16 protein-coding genes are annotated in these 14,615 nt (G+C 65.2%); 7 read left to right on the forward strand and 9 right to left on the reverse strand.

Annotation, left to right across the window (positions count from 1 at the left end; genetic code table 11):
• Nucleotides 1-185: 185 nt before the first annotated feature.
• The 8 genes from AC0L3P_RS08435 to AC0L3P_RS08470 form a co-directional block, all read right to left on the reverse strand.
• Nucleotides 186-1,790: an NTP transferase domain-containing protein gene (locus AC0L3P_RS08435; protein ID WP_473301581.1), complete on the reverse strand. Its 1,605-nt coding sequence runs from the start codon at nt 1,788-1,790 to the stop codon at nt 186-188.
• Complete coding sequence (locus AC0L3P_RS08440; protein ID WP_473301582.1) at nt 1,787-2,488, reverse strand: XdhC family protein; 702 nt, start codon at nt 2,486-2,488, stop codon at nt 1,787-1,789. Before AC0L3P_RS08440 ends, AC0L3P_RS08435 begins: the two co-directional genes overlap by 4 nt.
• A gap of 2 nt (nt 2,489-2,490) precedes the next feature.
• The gene (locus tag AC0L3P_RS08445; protein WP_007602422.1) at nt 2,491-2,814 is read right to left on the reverse strand and encodes an XdhC family protein; all 324 of its coding nucleotides are present in this window, start codon (nt 2,812-2,814) and stop codon (nt 2,491-2,493) included.
• 9 nt (nt 2,815-2,823) lie between these two features.
• On the reverse strand, nt 2,824-4,026 hold the full coding sequence (locus AC0L3P_RS08450; RefSeq protein ID WP_473301583.1) for a vWA domain-containing protein: 1,203 nt from the start codon (nt 4,024-4,026) through the stop codon (nt 2,824-2,826).
• A gap of 110 nt (nt 4,027-4,136) precedes the next feature.
• A complete protein-coding gene (locus AC0L3P_RS08455) occupies nt 4,137-5,057 on the reverse strand; it encodes an AAA family ATPase (protein WP_354208532.1) in 921 nt (306 codons plus the stop codon).
• A 62-nt stretch (nt 5,058-5,119) separates the two neighbouring features.
• On the reverse strand, nt 5,120-5,926 hold the full coding sequence (locus AC0L3P_RS08460; RefSeq protein WP_473301584.1) for an FAD binding domain-containing protein: 807 nt from the start codon (nt 5,924-5,926) through the stop codon (nt 5,120-5,122).
• Between the two features lie 33 nt (nt 5,927-5,959).
• Nucleotides 5,960-6,445 (reverse strand): (2Fe-2S)-binding protein, encoded by a 486-nt coding sequence (locus AC0L3P_RS08465; RefSeq protein ID WP_007602418.1) that lies wholly within the window; start codon nt 6,443-6,445, stop codon nt 5,960-5,962.
• A gap of 164 nt (nt 6,446-6,609) precedes the next feature.
• Nucleotides 6,610-7,056, reverse strand: a complete 447-nt coding sequence (locus AC0L3P_RS08470; RefSeq protein ID WP_018455582.1) for an SRPBCC family protein — start codon at nt 7,054-7,056, stop codon at nt 6,610-6,612.
• 182 nt (nt 7,057-7,238) lie between these two features.
• Here AC0L3P_RS08470 and AC0L3P_RS08475 point away from each other — a divergent pair, with 182 nt between their 5' ends.
• From AC0L3P_RS08475 to AC0L3P_RS08485, 3 genes are all read left to right on the forward strand, one after another.
• Entirely contained in the window at nt 7,239-8,594 is a 1,356-nt protein-coding gene (locus AC0L3P_RS08475; protein WP_473301585.1) for a 3-carboxy-cis,cis-muconate cycloisomerase, read from the forward strand.
• Between the two features lie 35 nt (nt 8,595-8,629).
• Complete coding sequence (pcaD, locus tag AC0L3P_RS08480; protein ID WP_473301586.1) at nt 8,630-9,412, forward strand: 3-oxoadipate enol-lactonase; 783 nt, start codon at nt 8,630-8,632, stop codon at nt 9,410-9,412.
• 128 nt (nt 9,413-9,540) lie between these two features.
• On the forward strand, nt 9,541-9,933 hold the full coding sequence (locus tag AC0L3P_RS08485; RefSeq protein WP_275170116.1) for a carboxymuconolactone decarboxylase family protein: 393 nt from the start codon (nt 9,541-9,543) through the stop codon (nt 9,931-9,933).
• On the opposite strand, the gene AC0L3P_RS08490 is transcribed toward AC0L3P_RS08485, so the two are convergent.
• Nucleotides 9,895-10,431, reverse strand: coding sequence for a hypothetical protein (locus tag AC0L3P_RS08490; protein WP_473301587.1), 537 nt, complete (start codon nt 10,429-10,431; stop codon nt 9,895-9,897). The two genes, AC0L3P_RS08485 and AC0L3P_RS08490, sit on opposite strands and share 39 nt — an antisense overlap.
• A 344-nt stretch (nt 10,432-10,775) precedes the next feature.
• Here AC0L3P_RS08490 and AC0L3P_RS08495 point away from each other — a divergent pair, with 344 nt between their 5' ends.
• Genes AC0L3P_RS08495 through AC0L3P_RS08510 form a run of 4 tightly spaced genes read left to right on the forward strand, consistent with a single transcriptional unit; the run spans nt 10,776 to nt 14,591 of the window.
• Nucleotides 10,776-11,693 carry an ABC transporter permease subunit gene (locus AC0L3P_RS08495; protein WP_007602412.1) on the forward strand — a complete coding sequence of 306 codons (918 nt, stop codon included), beginning with the start codon at nt 10,776-10,778 and terminating at the stop codon, nt 11,691-11,693.
• A gap of 11 nt (nt 11,694-11,704) precedes the next feature.
• Entirely contained in the window at nt 11,705-13,024 is a 1,320-nt protein-coding gene (gene livM, locus AC0L3P_RS08500) for a high-affinity branched-chain amino acid ABC transporter permease LivM (protein WP_473301589.1), read from the forward strand.
• A complete protein-coding gene (locus tag AC0L3P_RS08505; RefSeq protein ID WP_354058329.1) occupies nt 13,021-13,854 on the forward strand; it encodes an ABC transporter ATP-binding protein in 834 nt (277 codons plus the stop codon). The genes livM and AC0L3P_RS08505 overlap by 4 nt, the downstream gene beginning before the upstream one ends.
• Complete coding sequence (locus AC0L3P_RS08510) at nt 13,851-14,591, forward strand: ABC transporter ATP-binding protein (protein ID WP_473301590.1); 741 nt, start codon at nt 13,851-13,853, stop codon at nt 14,589-14,591. The genes AC0L3P_RS08505 and AC0L3P_RS08510 overlap by 4 nt, the downstream gene beginning before the upstream one ends.
• The last annotated feature ends 24 nt before the right edge of the window (nt 14,592-14,615 follow it).

Genomic DNA, 14,615 nt, shown 5'->3' on the forward strand with positions numbered 1-14,615 from the left:
CCCTCCCCCCAAGGCAGGTGGAGTGGACTGTAAGCGCCGGTCGTTTCCAGATGGTGAACGGGGCGTTGAAATCGGCAGGCTGGGAGGCGCTTCGTAGGGTGGATTAGCGAAGCGTAATCCACCAACTTCGTTCCGCGGCCGGTGAAGCGTGGTGGGTTACGCTTCGCTAACCCACCCTACAAGAGCTATCCCCGCCGTGCCGCTTCCAACGCCTGCGGCGTGTCGATGTCGAGGAAAGCGCTCTCGCCATCCACCGGCACTTCGGCGACTGCCTCGGTGTGCTTGGCGATTAGATGGCGCGCGCCGACATCGCCGTCGAGCGTCATCAACTCCTTGAAGAAGCGGCGCGACCACAGCACGGGATTGCCGCGGCGGCCCTCGCTGACGGGCACGACGATGAGATTACCGCGGTCCGGTGCGAACGCGTCGATGAGACGATCGATTAGGCCGGCATCGATCAGCGGCATGTCGCCGAGGCACACCACAGCGCCGTCGGACGTCTCTGGGACGGCCGCGATCCCGGCCTTGACGGAGCTTGCGATGCCGCCGGCGAAATCCGGATTCCTGGCGAAACGCACCTTCAGGCCTTGCAAGGCTTGCTCGATCAGCTCGGTCTGATGGCCGGTGACGACAATCACCTCGGACGCCTTGGAGGCCAACGCCTGCTCGGTCGCGATTCGCACCAGCTTCTTGCCGTCGAGCTCGGCTAGAAGCTTGTTCGGTCCGCCCATCCGGGTCGAGCGGCCTGCCGCGAGCACGATGACTGCGACCTGGTTGTTCCCCTCGATCTCCGGTTTTGCGCGCGGCTGCGGGCGTGTAACGATCTCCATCAGGAGACCGCCGACGCCCATGCCCATCAGCTCGGAACGCGTCACCTTGATGCCGGCCAGGAGCCGCATCAGCACCCAGTCAAAGCCGTTCTCGACCGGCGAGCGCGCGCAGCCGGGCGCACCCAGCACCGGCACTGTGCCGGCCCGGGCAATCAGCAGCAGATTGCCGGGATCGACCGGCATGCCGAAATGCTCGATCTCGCCGCCGATTCCGGTCACCGCCGCAGGGATCACGTCGCGGCGGTCGGCGATCGCGGATGCCCCGAACACGATGACGAGTTCGGCGCCAAGACCCAGCAATTCCTTGATCGCAGCCGACAGCGCCTGCTCCTCATGCGGGACCCGCCGCTCGGCGATGATGCCGGCCCCGGCCGGCGCCAGCCGCTCGGCGGTGACGCGCAACGTCTTGTCGATCACCTTGGAGGACAGGCCGGGCAGCAGGGTCGAGACCACGCCGACACGCTTGATCGCGTAAGGCGCGATCTTCAGCACGTCGCGACCCGCGGCCTTCACCGCGGCATCACGCAAGTTCCCTTCGACGCCGAACGGGATGATCTTGACGGTGCCGACCATCTCGCCCTCGACCACCGGCTTGAAGGCGGAGAGCGTGGCAAAGGTAATGGCCTCGTCGATATTGTTGATGCGGTCCACCGCGGCGCGATCGATCACCAGCACGCCCGGGCGCGCGGCGAACAGATTGGCGCGACCGGTGAAGGCACGCTCGACGTGAATGCCATCGCCACCAACGGCGAGTGCGATGCTGGCAGCCGCGATGTCCTCGGAGACATCGCCCTCCTCCATCCGCACCACCACGACGTCCTTGATGCCGGCGCGCTCCAGCGCCTCGACCTCGGTGGGCCCGATCGTCGTGCCCTTTTTCAACACCAGCGGTCCCTGACGCAGGGTGTGGACGGTCACCCCGCCGATCGCATCCCTGGGGCTCGCCGGGCCGAATTTCATGCCGCTTCTTCTTTTTCTTTGGGCGGCAGGCGAAGCACCGCCGTGATCTCGGCCATGATCGACACCGCGATCTCGGATGGCGAGACCGCACCGATCGCAAGCCCGATCGGCGCATGGATGCGCGCGATGTCAGCCTCCTTGGCGCCCTGCGCCCGCAGCCGGTCGCCGCGCTTGGCGTGCGTCTTCCGCGAGCCGAGCGCGCCGATATAGAAGCAGTTGCGCTCGAAGGCGTGCAGCAGCGCGGGGTCGTCGATCTTGGGATCGTGCGTTACCGCGACGAAAGCCGTGTAGGCATCGACATTAAGCGACGGCAGCGCCGTGTCGGGCCATTCCGCAACCAGCGGAATGTCGGGGAAGCGCTCCGGGCTCGCAAAGGCCGTGCGCGGGTCGACTACGGTGACGTCGTAGCCGAGCGAGCGCGCCAGCGGCGCCAGGGCCTGGCTGATATGAACGGCGCCGACGATGACGAGCTTTGCGGTCGGCGCGTAGACGTTGAGGAAGAGCTTCTTGCCGCCGGCTTCGACACTGGCGCTTTTGCCCATGCGGAGCTGCTTGTCCAGCTCGGCGCCTAATGGATCCCTGGCAAAATCCTTGGCCTTGACCAGGCGCTGTTCGCCGCTCTCGGTGTCGGTCACCAGGATCACCGGGCGGCGCGCGGCGCGCTCGGCATTGAGTTCGTGCAGGATTGCGAGCTTCACGGCTAGCCGACCTTCTCGACGAAGACGCGGATGGTGCCGCCGCAGGACAGCCCGACATTCCAGGCAGTCTCGTCGGCAACGCCAAACTCCAGCATCCTGGGCTTGCCGCTCTGGATCACATCCATCGCCTCCGTGACCACGGCGCCCTCGACGCAGCCACCGGAGACCGAGCCCAGGAACGTGCCCTCGTCGTTGATGACGAGGCTCGAGCCCGCCGGGCGCGGTGCCGAGCCCCAGGTCTCCACCACTGTGGCGAGCGCGACGCCACGGCCGGCCTTCTGCCAGTCCTCCGCCGCCTTCAGAATATCCTCGTCGCGATCGAGCATGGCTACCTCTCAGGCTGCGGAGCGGATCAGGCTGCGGTGATGCGGCGGCAGCGGCCGTGAGAGCGTGGTGATCAGCTCCTGGATCGAGCTCAAATTATGTACGGGGCGGAATTCGTCAACGTGCGGCAGCATCATTTTGATGCCCTGGGCCTTGGCCTCGAAGCCGCCAAACCGCAGCAGCGGGTTGAGCCAGATCAGCCGCCGACAGGAGCGGTGCAGCCGGTCCATCTCGAAGGCGAGCTTGGAATCGGCCTCCCGCTCCAGCCCGTCGGAGATCAGCAGCACGATGGCGCCCTGGCTCAGCACGCGCCGCGCCCATAATTTGTTGAAATTGTGCAGGGAGGCCGAGATCCGCGTGCCGCCGGCCCAGTCCTCGACCGAGGCCGAGCAGCTCGCCAGCGCCTCGTCGGGGTCACGCTGGCGCAGCGCCCGGGTCACGTTGGTGAGGCGAGTGCCGAACAGGAACACCGAGACACGTTTGCGCGCGTCCCCTATGGCATGCAGGAAATGCAGGAACAGGCGGGTGTACTCGCTCATCGACCCCGAGATGTCGAGCAGCGCGACGATCGGCGCCGGTTTCTCGATCCGCCCGAGACGATGGATGTCGATGATGTCGCCGCCGGTGCGTAGCGAGGCGCGCAGCGTGCGGCGGAGGTCGAGGCGCAGGCCACGGGAATCGGGCAGGTGCCGGCGCGTCAGAAGCTCGGCCTGCGGCAATCGCATCCGCTCGACGGCGCGGAGCGCTTCGGTGATCTCTGCCGCGCTCATCTGCGCAAAATCCTTTTTCTGAAGGATTTCCTTGTCCGAGACCGACAGGCGCAAATCCTGCTCCTGGTGCTGCGGCGTCTCCGTCATGCGCGGCTGCGACATCGCCTCCTGGACGCGGCGAGAGCCGGCCTGCGGCTTCTTCTTGGCCTGCTCCGGCAGCGGCACCGAGTCCAGCATATGCTTCCACTCTTCCGACGCGCGGAAGAACAGGTTGAAGGCCTGCTTGAAGATCAGCGCATGCTCGTGACGTTTGACGAAGATCGCCTCCAGCGTGGTGAAGACGTCGTTACGGCGGCCGATGTCGATCACCTCTAGCGCGCTCATGGCATCGATGACCGCACCCGGCCCGACCGGCATGCCGGCCGAACGCAGCGCGCGGGCGAAGCCGACGATGTTGTCGGCGAATTGCTCGGTTTGCTCAGGCGCAAGGTGGTTGATGGCCATGGTTCATCCTTGCTCCGTCATTCCGGGGCGCCGCGAAGCGACGAACCCGAAATCCGGAGATTGTGGCGCGAGATTCCGGGGGCCCGCTCACGCGCGCCCCGGAATGACGGCTAGTCGCTCGTCACGTCCTTCAGCACCTTCTGCAAGGTGTCGCCCTGCATCCGCGTGATGTCGTCCTGATACTTGAGCAGCGCGCCCAGCGTGTCGCCGACCACTTGCGGGGTCAGGGATCGGGCGTCGAGCTCCGACAGCGCGGTGGCCCAATCGATGGTCTCGGCGACGCCCGGCGACTTGTAGAAATCCTGATTGCGCAGCGCCTGGACGAAGCGCACGACCTGCTGCGACAATTTTGCGGAGATGCCCGGCACGCGCGACTTGACTATCGCGAGCTCGCGATCGGCGTCGGGATAATCGACCCAGTGATAGAGACAGCGCCGCTTCAGCGCGTCGTGGATTTCGCGGGTGCGGTTGGAGGTGATGATGACGATCGGCGGGCTCGGCGCCTTTACGGTGCCGAATTCGGGGATCGTCACCTGGAAGTCGCTGAGGATTTCGAGCAGATACGCCTCGAACGCCTCGTCGGCGCGGTCGAGCTCGTCGATCAGCAGCACCGGCGGCCCGGCGACGTCGGGCTCCAGCGCCTGGAGCAGCGGTCGCTTGATCATGTAGCGATCGGCGAAAATGTCGGATGACAATTGATCGCGATCGGTGTCGCCGGCCGCCTCGGCCATCCGGATCGCGATCATCTGCGCGGCGCTATTCCACTCGTAGACCGCCGAGGAGACGTCGAGGCCTTCGTAACATTGCAGGCGGATCAGCTTCCGTCCCAGTGCCGCCGACAGCACTTTTGCGATCTCGGTCTTGCCGACGCCGGCCTCGCCTTCCAGAAACAGCGGCCGGCCCATCCGCAGCGACAGATAGGTCACCGTGGCCAGCGATCGCTCGGCGAGATAGCCGCGCGACGTCAGGAGTTCGAGCATCGAATCGACCGATGCCGGCAAGGCACCGGACGTGTTGGCCGCTGAGGTCATGAAAAAGCCAGTCTCGCTACGCCCTCACCGGGGACAAGTTTGGGCCGAGGCGTGAGGATCACTCACTCCTTGACGTTGGCGGCATCGAGGGCACGCCGCGTCAGCACGCCGATGAGGTGCGCGCGGTATTCGGCGCTGCCATGGATGTCGCTGTTGAGGCCGTCCGCCGGCACCTCGATGCCGTCAAGCGCCTTCGCGGCGAAGCGCTTCTTCAGGGCTTCCTCGAACGCGGTGACACGGAACACGCCTTCGGAGCCGGCGCCGGTGACCGCGACCCGAACATCGGAGGGGCGCCGCGCCACGAACACGCCGACCAGCGCGTAACGCGAGGCCTGGTTACGGAACTTGATATAAGCCGCCTTCTTCGGCAGCGGGAACATTACCTTGGTGATGATCTCGTCGGCCTCGAGCGCCGTCGTGAACAGGCCCTGGAAATACTCTTCCGCCTTGAGGCGCCGCTTGTTGGTGACGATGGTGGCGCCGAGCGCCAACACCGCAGCCGGATAGTCTGCGGTCGGATCGTTGTTGGCGAGCGAGCCGCCGATCGTGCCCTTGTGGCGCACGGCGGGATCGCCGATCTGGCCGGCGAGGTTCGCGAGCGCCGGGATCGCCTCGCCGACGATGGCGGAGCTTGCGACTTCGGCATGCCGGGCGGTGGCACCGATCACGAGCGCGCGGCCCTTCATCTCGATCGTGTTGAGCCCATCGATATGAGAGAGGTCGACCAGATGCGGCGGGCTGGCGAGGCGCTGCTTCATGACGGGAATCAGCGTGTGGCCGCCGGCGATCACCTTGGCGTCTTCGTTCTTGACCAGGATGTTGGCGGCCTGCCGAACCGTCCCGGGGCGATGGTATTTGAAATCGTACATCTGAATGTCCTGATCGCAGAGTGCGCGCGCGGTTTACGCGAGATCGGATTTCGCCATCGCCTTGGCGCCGGCGGAGATCGAGGTGACGATGTTCTGGTAGCCGGTGCAGCGGCAGAGATTGCCTTCCAGCTCCTCGCGGATAGTGTGGTCGTCGAGCTCGTTGCCCTTGCGATGGACGATGTCGATCGCGGTCATGATCATGCCGGGCGTGCAGAAGCCGCACTGTAGGCCGTGGTGTTCGCGGAAGGCCTCCTGCATCGGATGCAGCGGCGCGCCGTCGGCGGCCAGCCCCTCGATCGTCTTGACTTCGTGGCCATCGGCCATCACCGCGAGCGTGGTGCAGGACTTCACGGCCTTGCCGTCCAGATGCACAACGCAGGCGCCGCACTGTGAGGTGTCGCAGCCAACATGGGTGCCGGTGAGCCGCAGATTCTCGCGCAGGAACTGCACCAGCAGGGTGCGGGGATCGACATTGGCCGTGACAGGATTGCCGTTCACGATGAGGGAGATTTTTGCCATAAGCACTCTCTATCAGCGCCCCGACGGGTCCCGTCGAAGCGGTTCTTATAATTATTCCAACCCATCATATGGGCCATTATGCCCCGGGGCAACATCACCGGGAATGCAAGGCGCCATGACAAAACGCGATATGCCGAAAGGCGCCATGCTTGAGGTATTGGCCTTCAGCCCTGTACCGCCTTGGCGAAGTTCGCGAAAAATTCGTCGGCCAGTTTCTTGGCGGCGCCGTTGATCAGGCGCTGGCCGAGCTGCGCCAACTTGCCGCCGATCTGCGCCTCGACCTCGTAGGACAAAAGCGTGCCGCCGTCCTTCTCCGCAAGCTTGACCACGGCGCCACCCTTGGCGAAACCGGCCACCCCGCCCTCGCCTTCGCCGGAGATCTTGTAGCCGTTCGGCGGGTCGAGATCGGACAGCGTGACCTTGCCCTTGAAGCGCGCCGACACCGGGCCGACCTTCATTTTCGCCGTCGCACGAAAGCCGCCATCATCGGTCTTCTCCAGCTCCTCGCAGCCGGGGATGCAGGCCTTCAGCACCTCGGCATCGTTGAGCTTGGCCCACACGGCCTCGCGCGGCGCCGCAAGCTGGACTTCGCCGTTCATCGTCATGGCCATGGGTGCCTCCCGGGATATCGAACTTGGATCGCGCAACTATAATGCTGCTCAAGTACCGCAGCGAGGCGGCAAAAGCAAAGGGTGGCCCCCGGTCACGTGCAATGCATATTCGCAACTGCAAAAAGCTTGCGCCGGCGGTTTGGGATTGGCACAGGCGGGCCATGGTGGTTAGGTCGCACAATATGAGCACATCCCTCTCCCCCCTGCTCGCGCCGATGCTGTCGAGCGTGGCCATGCGCGCGGTCTGCGACGACCGGTCGACCCTCCAGAACATGCTCGATTTCGAGGCAGCCCTGGCCCGAGCCGAGGCGGCCACAAGTGTGATTCCCGCGTCCGCGGTGGGCCCGATCGAAGCCGCATGCAAGGCCGATACCTTTGACATGGCCGCGCTGGCTGAGGCCGCCACGCGATCCGGCAATCTCGCGATACCCCTGGTCAAGACGTTGACCGCCAATGTCGCCAGGACCGATGCAGAGGCCGCACGCTACGTGCATTGGGGCGCGACCAGCCAGGACGTCATCGACACCGCGACCATGCTCACGCTTCGCGCCGGCATCGTTGCGCTGGACGCCGATCTCGGCCGCGCCATTAAAGGCTTTGCCGCGCTGGCACGAGCCCACCGCAACACGGCAATGGTGGCGCGAACCTGGCTCCAGCACGCCCTGCCGATGCCGTTCGGGCTGAAGGCTGCCGAATACGCAGCAAGCCTTGCCCGCGCCCGCTGCCGCTTGAGGCGGCTCTCCCGCGAGGGCCTCGCACTGCAATTCGGCGGCGCGGCCGGCACGCTTGCAGCACTTGGCGACAAGGGCCTCGTGGTTTCCGAACGGCTGGCGCAGGAGCTGAACCTGCCGCTGCCCGAAGCGCCCTGGCACACCCATCGCGACCGCATCGCGGAAGCCGCATCAGCTTTCGCGATTCTCGCCGGCAGCTGCGGCAAGATCGCCCGCGACGTCTCACTGATGATGCAGACCGATGTCGGCGAAGCGTTCGAGCCTGCCGGCGAAGGCCGCGGCGGCTCCTCGACCATGCCGCACAAGCGCAACCCGGTGGCCGCCGCAAGCGCGCTCGGCTGCGCAACCATGGCGCCGCAGCTCGCCGCGACGATATTCGCTGCGCAGGTGCAGGACCATGAGCGCAGCGCTGGCCCCTGGCACGCGGAATGGCCGACGCTGCCGCAATTGATGCTGGTCACCTCCGGCGCGCTTGCCGCCATCGTCGACGTCGCGGAAGGACTGGACGTCGATGCGGCGCGCATGCGCAGCAATCTCGATGCGACGCACGGGCTGATCATGGCGGAAGCGGTCACCTTTGCGCTGGCCGAGACGATCGGCAAGAGCGATGCGCATCATCTGATCGAGGCCGCGAGCAAGCGCGCGGTCGCCGAGAAGAAGCATCTGCGCGAGGTGCTCGCAGCCGATTCGCAGGTCACTGCGCATCTTTCGCCGGAAAAAATTGCGGCGTTGTTCGAGCCGATGGCCTATCAAGGCGCTTCCCAAGCCCTGATCGACCGCCTGCTCGACAGCCTCGAACGCGAATAAAACAGTCCTGAGCGCAAATAAACGGAGACGCCCGCATGCCCATGATCGATGCCGACGGTTGCCTGATCAACGTCTCCGTCGAGGGCCGCGACGGCGGGCCGACGCTGATGCTGTCGAACTCGCTCGGCTGCACGCTGCAGATGTGGGAGCCGCAGATGAAGGCGCTGACGCAGATATTCCGCGTCATCCGCTACGACCGCCGCGGCCACGGCAAGTCCAACGTTCCGCCCGGCCCCTATACGGTGGAGCGCTTCGGCCGCGACGTGCTGGCCATCCTCGACGACCTCAATATCGAGAAAGTGCACTGGTGCGGCCTGTCGATGGGCGGCATGGTCGGGCAATGGCTGGGCGCGAACGCGCCGGAGCGCTTCGGCAAGCTCATCCTCGCCAACACCTCCTGCTACTATCCCGAGCCGACCAAATGGCTGGAGCGCATCGACGCCGTGAAGAAGGGCGGCATCGCCGCCGTCGCCGACGCCGTTATTGCCGGCTGGCTCACCCAGGATTTCCGCGAGCGCGCACCCGACATCACCGCCAGGATGAAGGCGATGCTACTGGCCTCGCCGGTCGAAGGCTATCTCGCCTGCTGCGAGGCGCTGTCGACGCTCGACCAGCGCGCGCTGCTGCCGAAGATCAAGAGCCCGACCTTGGTGATCGCCGGCCGCCACGACATGGCGACGCCGATTTCGGCGGGTGAATTGATCCGCTCAAACATTCCCGGCGCGAGCATGACCATCATCGACGCCGCCCACATTTCCAATGTCGAGCAACCGCACGCGTTCACCGACGCGGTCGTGGGCTTTTTGACGCAACGCTGATCGCGCCATCGTCATTCCGGGGCGATGCGAAGCATCGAGCCCGGAATTTCGATCCGCATTTCACCACTTCGAGATTCCGGGTTCGCCTCTCCGAGGCGCCCCGGAATGACTGTCCGGAGGAGAACAGCATGGACGACCAGAAACGCCGCGATGCCGGCATGAACGTGCGCCGAAAAGTGCTGGGCAATGCCTGGGTCGACAAGTCGATCGCGAGTCGCAATGCATTCAACACCGATTTCCAGGACATGATCACGCGCTACGCCTGGGGCGAGATCTGGACGCGGCCGCATTTCGATGAGCGCACGCGGCGGGTGCTGGTGATCGGCACTATGGTTGCGCTTGGCCAATGGGACGAATTCCGCCTGCATGTGCGCGCGGCGCTCGCCGAGGGCGGCTTCACGCCCGACGACATCAAGGAAATCCTGCTGCAGCAGGCGATCTATTGCGGCGTGCCGGCGGCGAACCACGCCGTCAAGGAAGCCTCAGCGATTGTGCAGGAGCTCGGCCTGCTCAAGACCTAGCGGCGGGGTCGCCTCGACGGTCTTCTGGACGATCTTGGGCGCCGCCTCGGGCCGTTCGATCACCACCACGATGGCGGCACCGAGCAGGAGCAGGAGCTCGGTGGCGTGCAGCCGCAGCGCGGCCATCTCGCCGACCTTCGAAGCCATGATCATGCTCGCAAACGAGATCAGGCTGCCGATCGCAAGCGCAATGCCGAGCGCTTCGTCGCTGCCGCCGTTCTTGCGGACGCGGGGGATGCAGAGCAGCGCAAGGTAGATCGCAAAGAACGCCACCACGGTCAGTCGCCCCAGGGCCAGCAGCCAGGCGGCGCGCACCGTGTCCATGCCCGCCATCTGGAGATGGTCGCTGAGGAAAAGAGCCACTGCGACGCTCGGCCGCTCATAGAGCCCGTGCACCGGCGCCACCATGATGTTGAAGGCAACGAGGGTCCAGGCCGGGATGAAATAGGCCGCCAGCAGTGCGCCGTTGACCGAACCGATCCGCCAGTTTCCGAACATGCCGCTTCCCGTTTCGCTTGGCCCGCGCCTTCGATGGAAGGCTTTGCCGGAGCTAACTCGCATCAGACTGTGGCGGCAATTTAAACCCTTTGTTTACCTTAACTGCCTCCCGACAGGCATCCAATTGAGCGCCGGCGGAACCGGTTCCGCTCATTGCCGGGGGAACCGGAGCGCCAAATGATCTCTGTAAAAGCCTTGATGCGGAGGCGGGGCCGGTTGCAGCCGCCGGTTCCCTCCTGTTACAAAACGAGAATGCTTAAGGGCTGCCGGGGCCCGAGAAGAAACCAGCACTCTCTCTCGAAGAGCTCCCTTTAGAGCCGCGTCAGATTTGGGTACGGCAGCCTATGGATTATTTCGCCCAGCAGCTCATCAACGGCCTCGTGCTCGGCTCGATCTACGGGCTGATCGCGATCGGCTACACGATGGTCTACGGCATCGTCGGCATGATCAACTTCGCCCATGGCGATGTCTTCATGATCGGGGGGTTCATCGCGCTGATCACCTTCCTTCTCCTGGTCTCGACCGGTCTGACTGCGGTCCCGGTGATCCTTTTGATCGTGATCCTGGTCTCGATGGCGGTCACAGCGCTGTATGGCTGGACCATCGAGCGCATTGCCTACCGTCCGCTGCGGCACTCCTTCCGCCTCGCTCCGATGCTGTCGGCGATCGGCATGTCGTTCGTGCTGACCAACTATTCGCAGGTGGCGCAAGGCGCGCGGGTGAAGCCAGTGCCGCCAGTGATCACCGGCGGCTATACGCTGCACGAGAGCGCCGATGGCTTCGTCATCCAGCTCTCCAACATCCAGATCGTGGTGGTCATCACCACCATCGTGCTGCTGGCGATCTTCACCTGGCTGGTGTCGCGCACCCGGCTCGGGCGCGACATGCGCGCCTGCGAGCAGGACCAGACCATGGCGGCGCTGCTCGGCGTCAACGTCGACCGCACCATCTCCATGACCTTCGTGATCGGCGCTGCGCTCGCCGCAGTAGCCGGCCTGATGTACCTGCTCTATTACGGCCTGGTCGATTTCTTCATGGGCTTCGTCGCCGGCATCAAGGCGTTCACTGCGGCCGTACTCGGCGGCATCGGCTCGCTGCCCGGCGCCATGCTCGGAGGGCTCGCGATCGGGCTGATCGAGACGTTCTGGTCGGCCTATTTCTCGGTCGAATACAAGGACGTCGCCGCGTTCTCGATCCTGATCGTCGTGCTGATCTTCATGCCGACCGGCCTGCTCGGCCGTCCCGAAGTCGAAAAAGTCTGACGGTCGCGCGCGTGAACACACCCTCGATCAATACGGCCAAAGCTGCATCGGGCATCCCCGCTCTCCTGAAGACCGCCTCCTTCAACGCGCTGATCGCGCTGGTGCTGTTCTCGCTGATGGTCGGCGTCCGCACCGAAGCCGGTTCAGACGGCCAGCTCACCTATTGGACGCGCTTCGGCGAGGTCGCTTCCCTCGTCGCCGCGGTATTCGGCGGCTCGATCGTGCTTGAGCTGCTCAAGCAATGGATCGGTCCGACCGGCGCCGAGAAGCTGGTGCCGCCGGCGGTGCAGAGCGGAATGTCGTTCCTCGGCCGCTACCTCGCACCGGCGCTCCTGATCTTCACGCTGCTGGTGCCCGTGATCTTCTATGACCAGCGCTACATCCTCGATCTCGCCATCCTCGTGCTCACCTATGTGATGCTGGGCTGGGGGCTGAACGTCGTGGTTGGCCTCGCCGGCCTGCTCGATCTCGGCTACGTCGCCTTCTATGCAGTCGGCGCCTATTCTTACGCGCTGCTCGCGACCAATTTCGGTTGGTCGTTCTGGATCTGCCTGCCGCTAGCGGGCGTCCTCGCCGCATTCTGGGGCGTGCTGCTCGGCTTTCCCGTGCTGCGCCTGCGCGGCGATTACCTCGCCATCGTGACGCTCGCCTTCGGCGAGATCATCCGCCTCGTCATCATCAATTGGCAGGATCTGACCGGCGGTCCCAACGGCGTCTCCAGCATTCCCCGCCCCTCCTTCTTCGGCATCCCGCTCGACAACAGCGACAACGGGCTCGCCGCCAGGCTCGGTATCGAATATTCGCCGACCCACCGCATCGTCTTCCTGTTCTACCTGATCCTGGCGCTCGCGCTGCTCACCAACTGGGTGACGATCCGGTTGCGCCGCCTGCCGATCGGCCGCGCCTGGGAAGCCCTGCGCGAGGACGAGGTCGCCTGCCGCGCGCTCGGCATCAACACCACGACGACCAAGCTCACGGCATTCGCGACCGGTGCGATGTTCGGCGGCTTTGCCGGCGCATTCTTCGCGACACGCCAGGGCTTCATCAGCCCGGAATCCTTCACCTTCCAGGAATCGGCACTGGTACTCGCCATCGTCGTGCTCGGCGGCATGGGCTCACAGCTAGGCGTGGCGCTCGCAGCGCTCGCTATGATCGGCGGTTTCGAGCTGTTCCGCAGCCTCGAGAGCTATCGCATGCTGGTGTTCGGCATGGCCATGGTGCTGATCATGATCTGGCGGCCGCGCGGCCTGATCGGCCATCGCGCGCCGACCGTGTACCTGACCAAGGCACACGCGATCTCATCCGACCTCGTCAAGGAGGGGCACGGATGAGCCGCGACCAGATTCTCGAGGTCGACCGGCTCACCATGCGCTTCGGCGGCATCGTCGCGGTGCAGGACCTGTCGTTTGCCGCCGAGCGGAAGAAGATCACCGCGCTGATCGGACCCAACGGTGCCGGTAAGACGACGGTGTTCAACTGCATCACCGGATTCTACAAGCCGAGCAGCGGCGCCATCCGCCTCAGCCATGACGACGGCAAGGTGATCGCGCTGGAGCGGCTGAACGATTTCCGCATCGCCAAGCAGGCCAAGGTCGCCCGCACCTTCCAGAACATCCGCCTGTTTCCCGGCATGACCGCGCTGGAAAACCTGATGGTGGCGCAGCACAACGCGCTGATGCGCGCCTCCGGCTTCACCTTGCTCGGGCTCGTTGGCGCGCCCGTCTACCGCGACGCCGAGAAGCGCGCGATCGATCTCGCCACCGACTGGCTCAAGCGGGTCAATTTGCTCGATCGCGCCGACGATGCCGCCGGTAATTTTGCCTATGGCGACCAGCGACGGCTCGAGATCGCACGCGCGATGTGCACCGAGCCCGCGCTCTTGTGTCTGGACGAACCCGCCGCCGGCCTCAATGCGCGCGAGAGTGCCGCCCTGAGCGAGCTGCTGCTGTCGATCCGCAACGAGCTCGGCACCTCGATCCTGCTGATCGAGCACGATATGTCTGTGGTGATGGAGATCTCCGACCATATCGTGGTGATGGACCACGGGGTGAAGATCTCTGAAGGCTCCCCGCGCGAGGTTCGCGACGATCCAAAGGTGATCGCCGCCTATCTCGGCACAGATGAGGAAGAGGCGGCGGCCGTGATGGAGAGCGGGTCGTGACGTCGCCCACTGCCCTGCTCGCGATCCGCGGCCTTCGCGCCGCCTACGGCAAGATCGAGGCGCTGAAAGGCGTCGACCTCGAGATCACTGCCGGCGAGATCGTGGCGCTGATCGGTGCCAACGGTGCCGGCAAGTCGACGCTGATGATGACGATCTTCGGCAAGCCGCGCGCCCGCGCCGGCCAGATCCTGTACGAAGGCCGCGACATCACCGAAGTGCCCACCCACGAGATCGCGCATTTGCGCATCGCGCAATCGCCGGAGGGCCGCCGCATCTTCCCGCGCATGAGCGTGGCGGAAAATCTCCAGATGGGCGCGGACGCCACCGAATGCACCGACGCCGAACGCGAGGCGACGTTAGACCGCGTGTTCGCGCTGTTTCCGCGGCTGAAGGAACGCTACGCCCAGCGCGGCGGAACCCTGTCCGGCGGCGAGCAGCAGATGCTGGCCATCGGCCGCGCCTTGATGAGCCGTCCTCGGCTGCTCCTGCTCGACGAACCCTCGCTCGGTCTGGCGCCCCTGATCGCGCGCCAGATTTTCGATGCGATCCGCACTCTGAACCGGCAGGACGGCCTGACCGTGCTGATCGTCGAGCAGAACGCCAACCATGCGCTCAAGCTTGCCCATCGCGGCTATGTCATGGTCAATGGCCTGATCACGTTGGCCGGGACCGGTGCCGAGTTGTTGCAGCGCCCCGAGATTCGCGCCGCCTACCTGGAAGGCGGCCGGCACGGTTGAGGCGCCCGAAAGCGAACCCGTGCG

The organism is Bradyrhizobium sp. WSM4874 (assembly GCF_055811835.1).

What these genes read in the sequence shown, in the direction of transcription:
- AC0L3P_RS08435 (WP_473301581.1), bottom strand. Translation starts at nt 1,790, where the DNA reads ATGAAATTCGGCCCGGCGAGCCCCAGGGATGCGATCGGCGGGGTGACC.
- AC0L3P_RS08445 (WP_007602422.1), bottom strand. Translation starts at nt 2,814, where the DNA reads ATGCTCGATCGCGACGAGGATATTCTGAAGGCGGCGGAGGACTGGCAG.
- AC0L3P_RS08450 (WP_473301583.1), bottom strand. Translation starts at nt 4,026, where the DNA reads ATGGCCATCAACCACCTTGCGCCTGAGCAAACCGAGCAATTCGCCGAC.
- AC0L3P_RS08455 (WP_354208532.1), bottom strand. Translation starts at nt 5,057, where the DNA reads ATGACCTCAGCGGCCAACACGTCCGGTGCCTTGCCGGCATCGGTCGAT.
- AC0L3P_RS08460 (WP_473301584.1), bottom strand. Translation starts at nt 5,926, where the DNA reads ATGTACGATTTCAAATACCATCGCCCCGGGACGGTTCGGCAGGCCGCC.
- AC0L3P_RS08465 (WP_007602418.1), bottom strand. Translation starts at nt 6,445, where the DNA reads ATGGCAAAAATCTCCCTCATCGTGAACGGCAATCCTGTCACGGCCAAT.
- AC0L3P_RS08470 (WP_018455582.1), bottom strand. Translation starts at nt 7,056, where the DNA reads ATGGCCATGACGATGAACGGCGAAGTCCAGCTTGCGGCGCCGCGCGAG.
- AC0L3P_RS08475 (WP_473301585.1), top strand. Translation starts at nt 7,239, where the DNA reads ATGAGCACATCCCTCTCCCCCCTGCTCGCGCCGATGCTGTCGAGCGTG.
- pcaD (WP_473301586.1), top strand. Translation starts at nt 8,630, where the DNA reads ATGCCCATGATCGATGCCGACGGTTGCCTGATCAACGTCTCCGTCGAG.
- AC0L3P_RS08485 (WP_275170116.1), top strand. Translation starts at nt 9,541, where the DNA reads ATGGACGACCAGAAACGCCGCGATGCCGGCATGAACGTGCGCCGAAAA.
- AC0L3P_RS08490 (WP_473301587.1), bottom strand. Translation starts at nt 10,431, where the DNA reads ATGTTCGGAAACTGGCGGATCGGTTCGGTCAACGGCGCACTGCTGGCG.
- AC0L3P_RS08495 (WP_007602412.1), top strand. Translation starts at nt 10,776, where the DNA reads ATGGATTATTTCGCCCAGCAGCTCATCAACGGCCTCGTGCTCGGCTCG.
- AC0L3P_RS08505 (WP_354058329.1), top strand. Translation starts at nt 13,021, where the DNA reads ATGAGCCGCGACCAGATTCTCGAGGTCGACCGGCTCACCATGCGCTTC.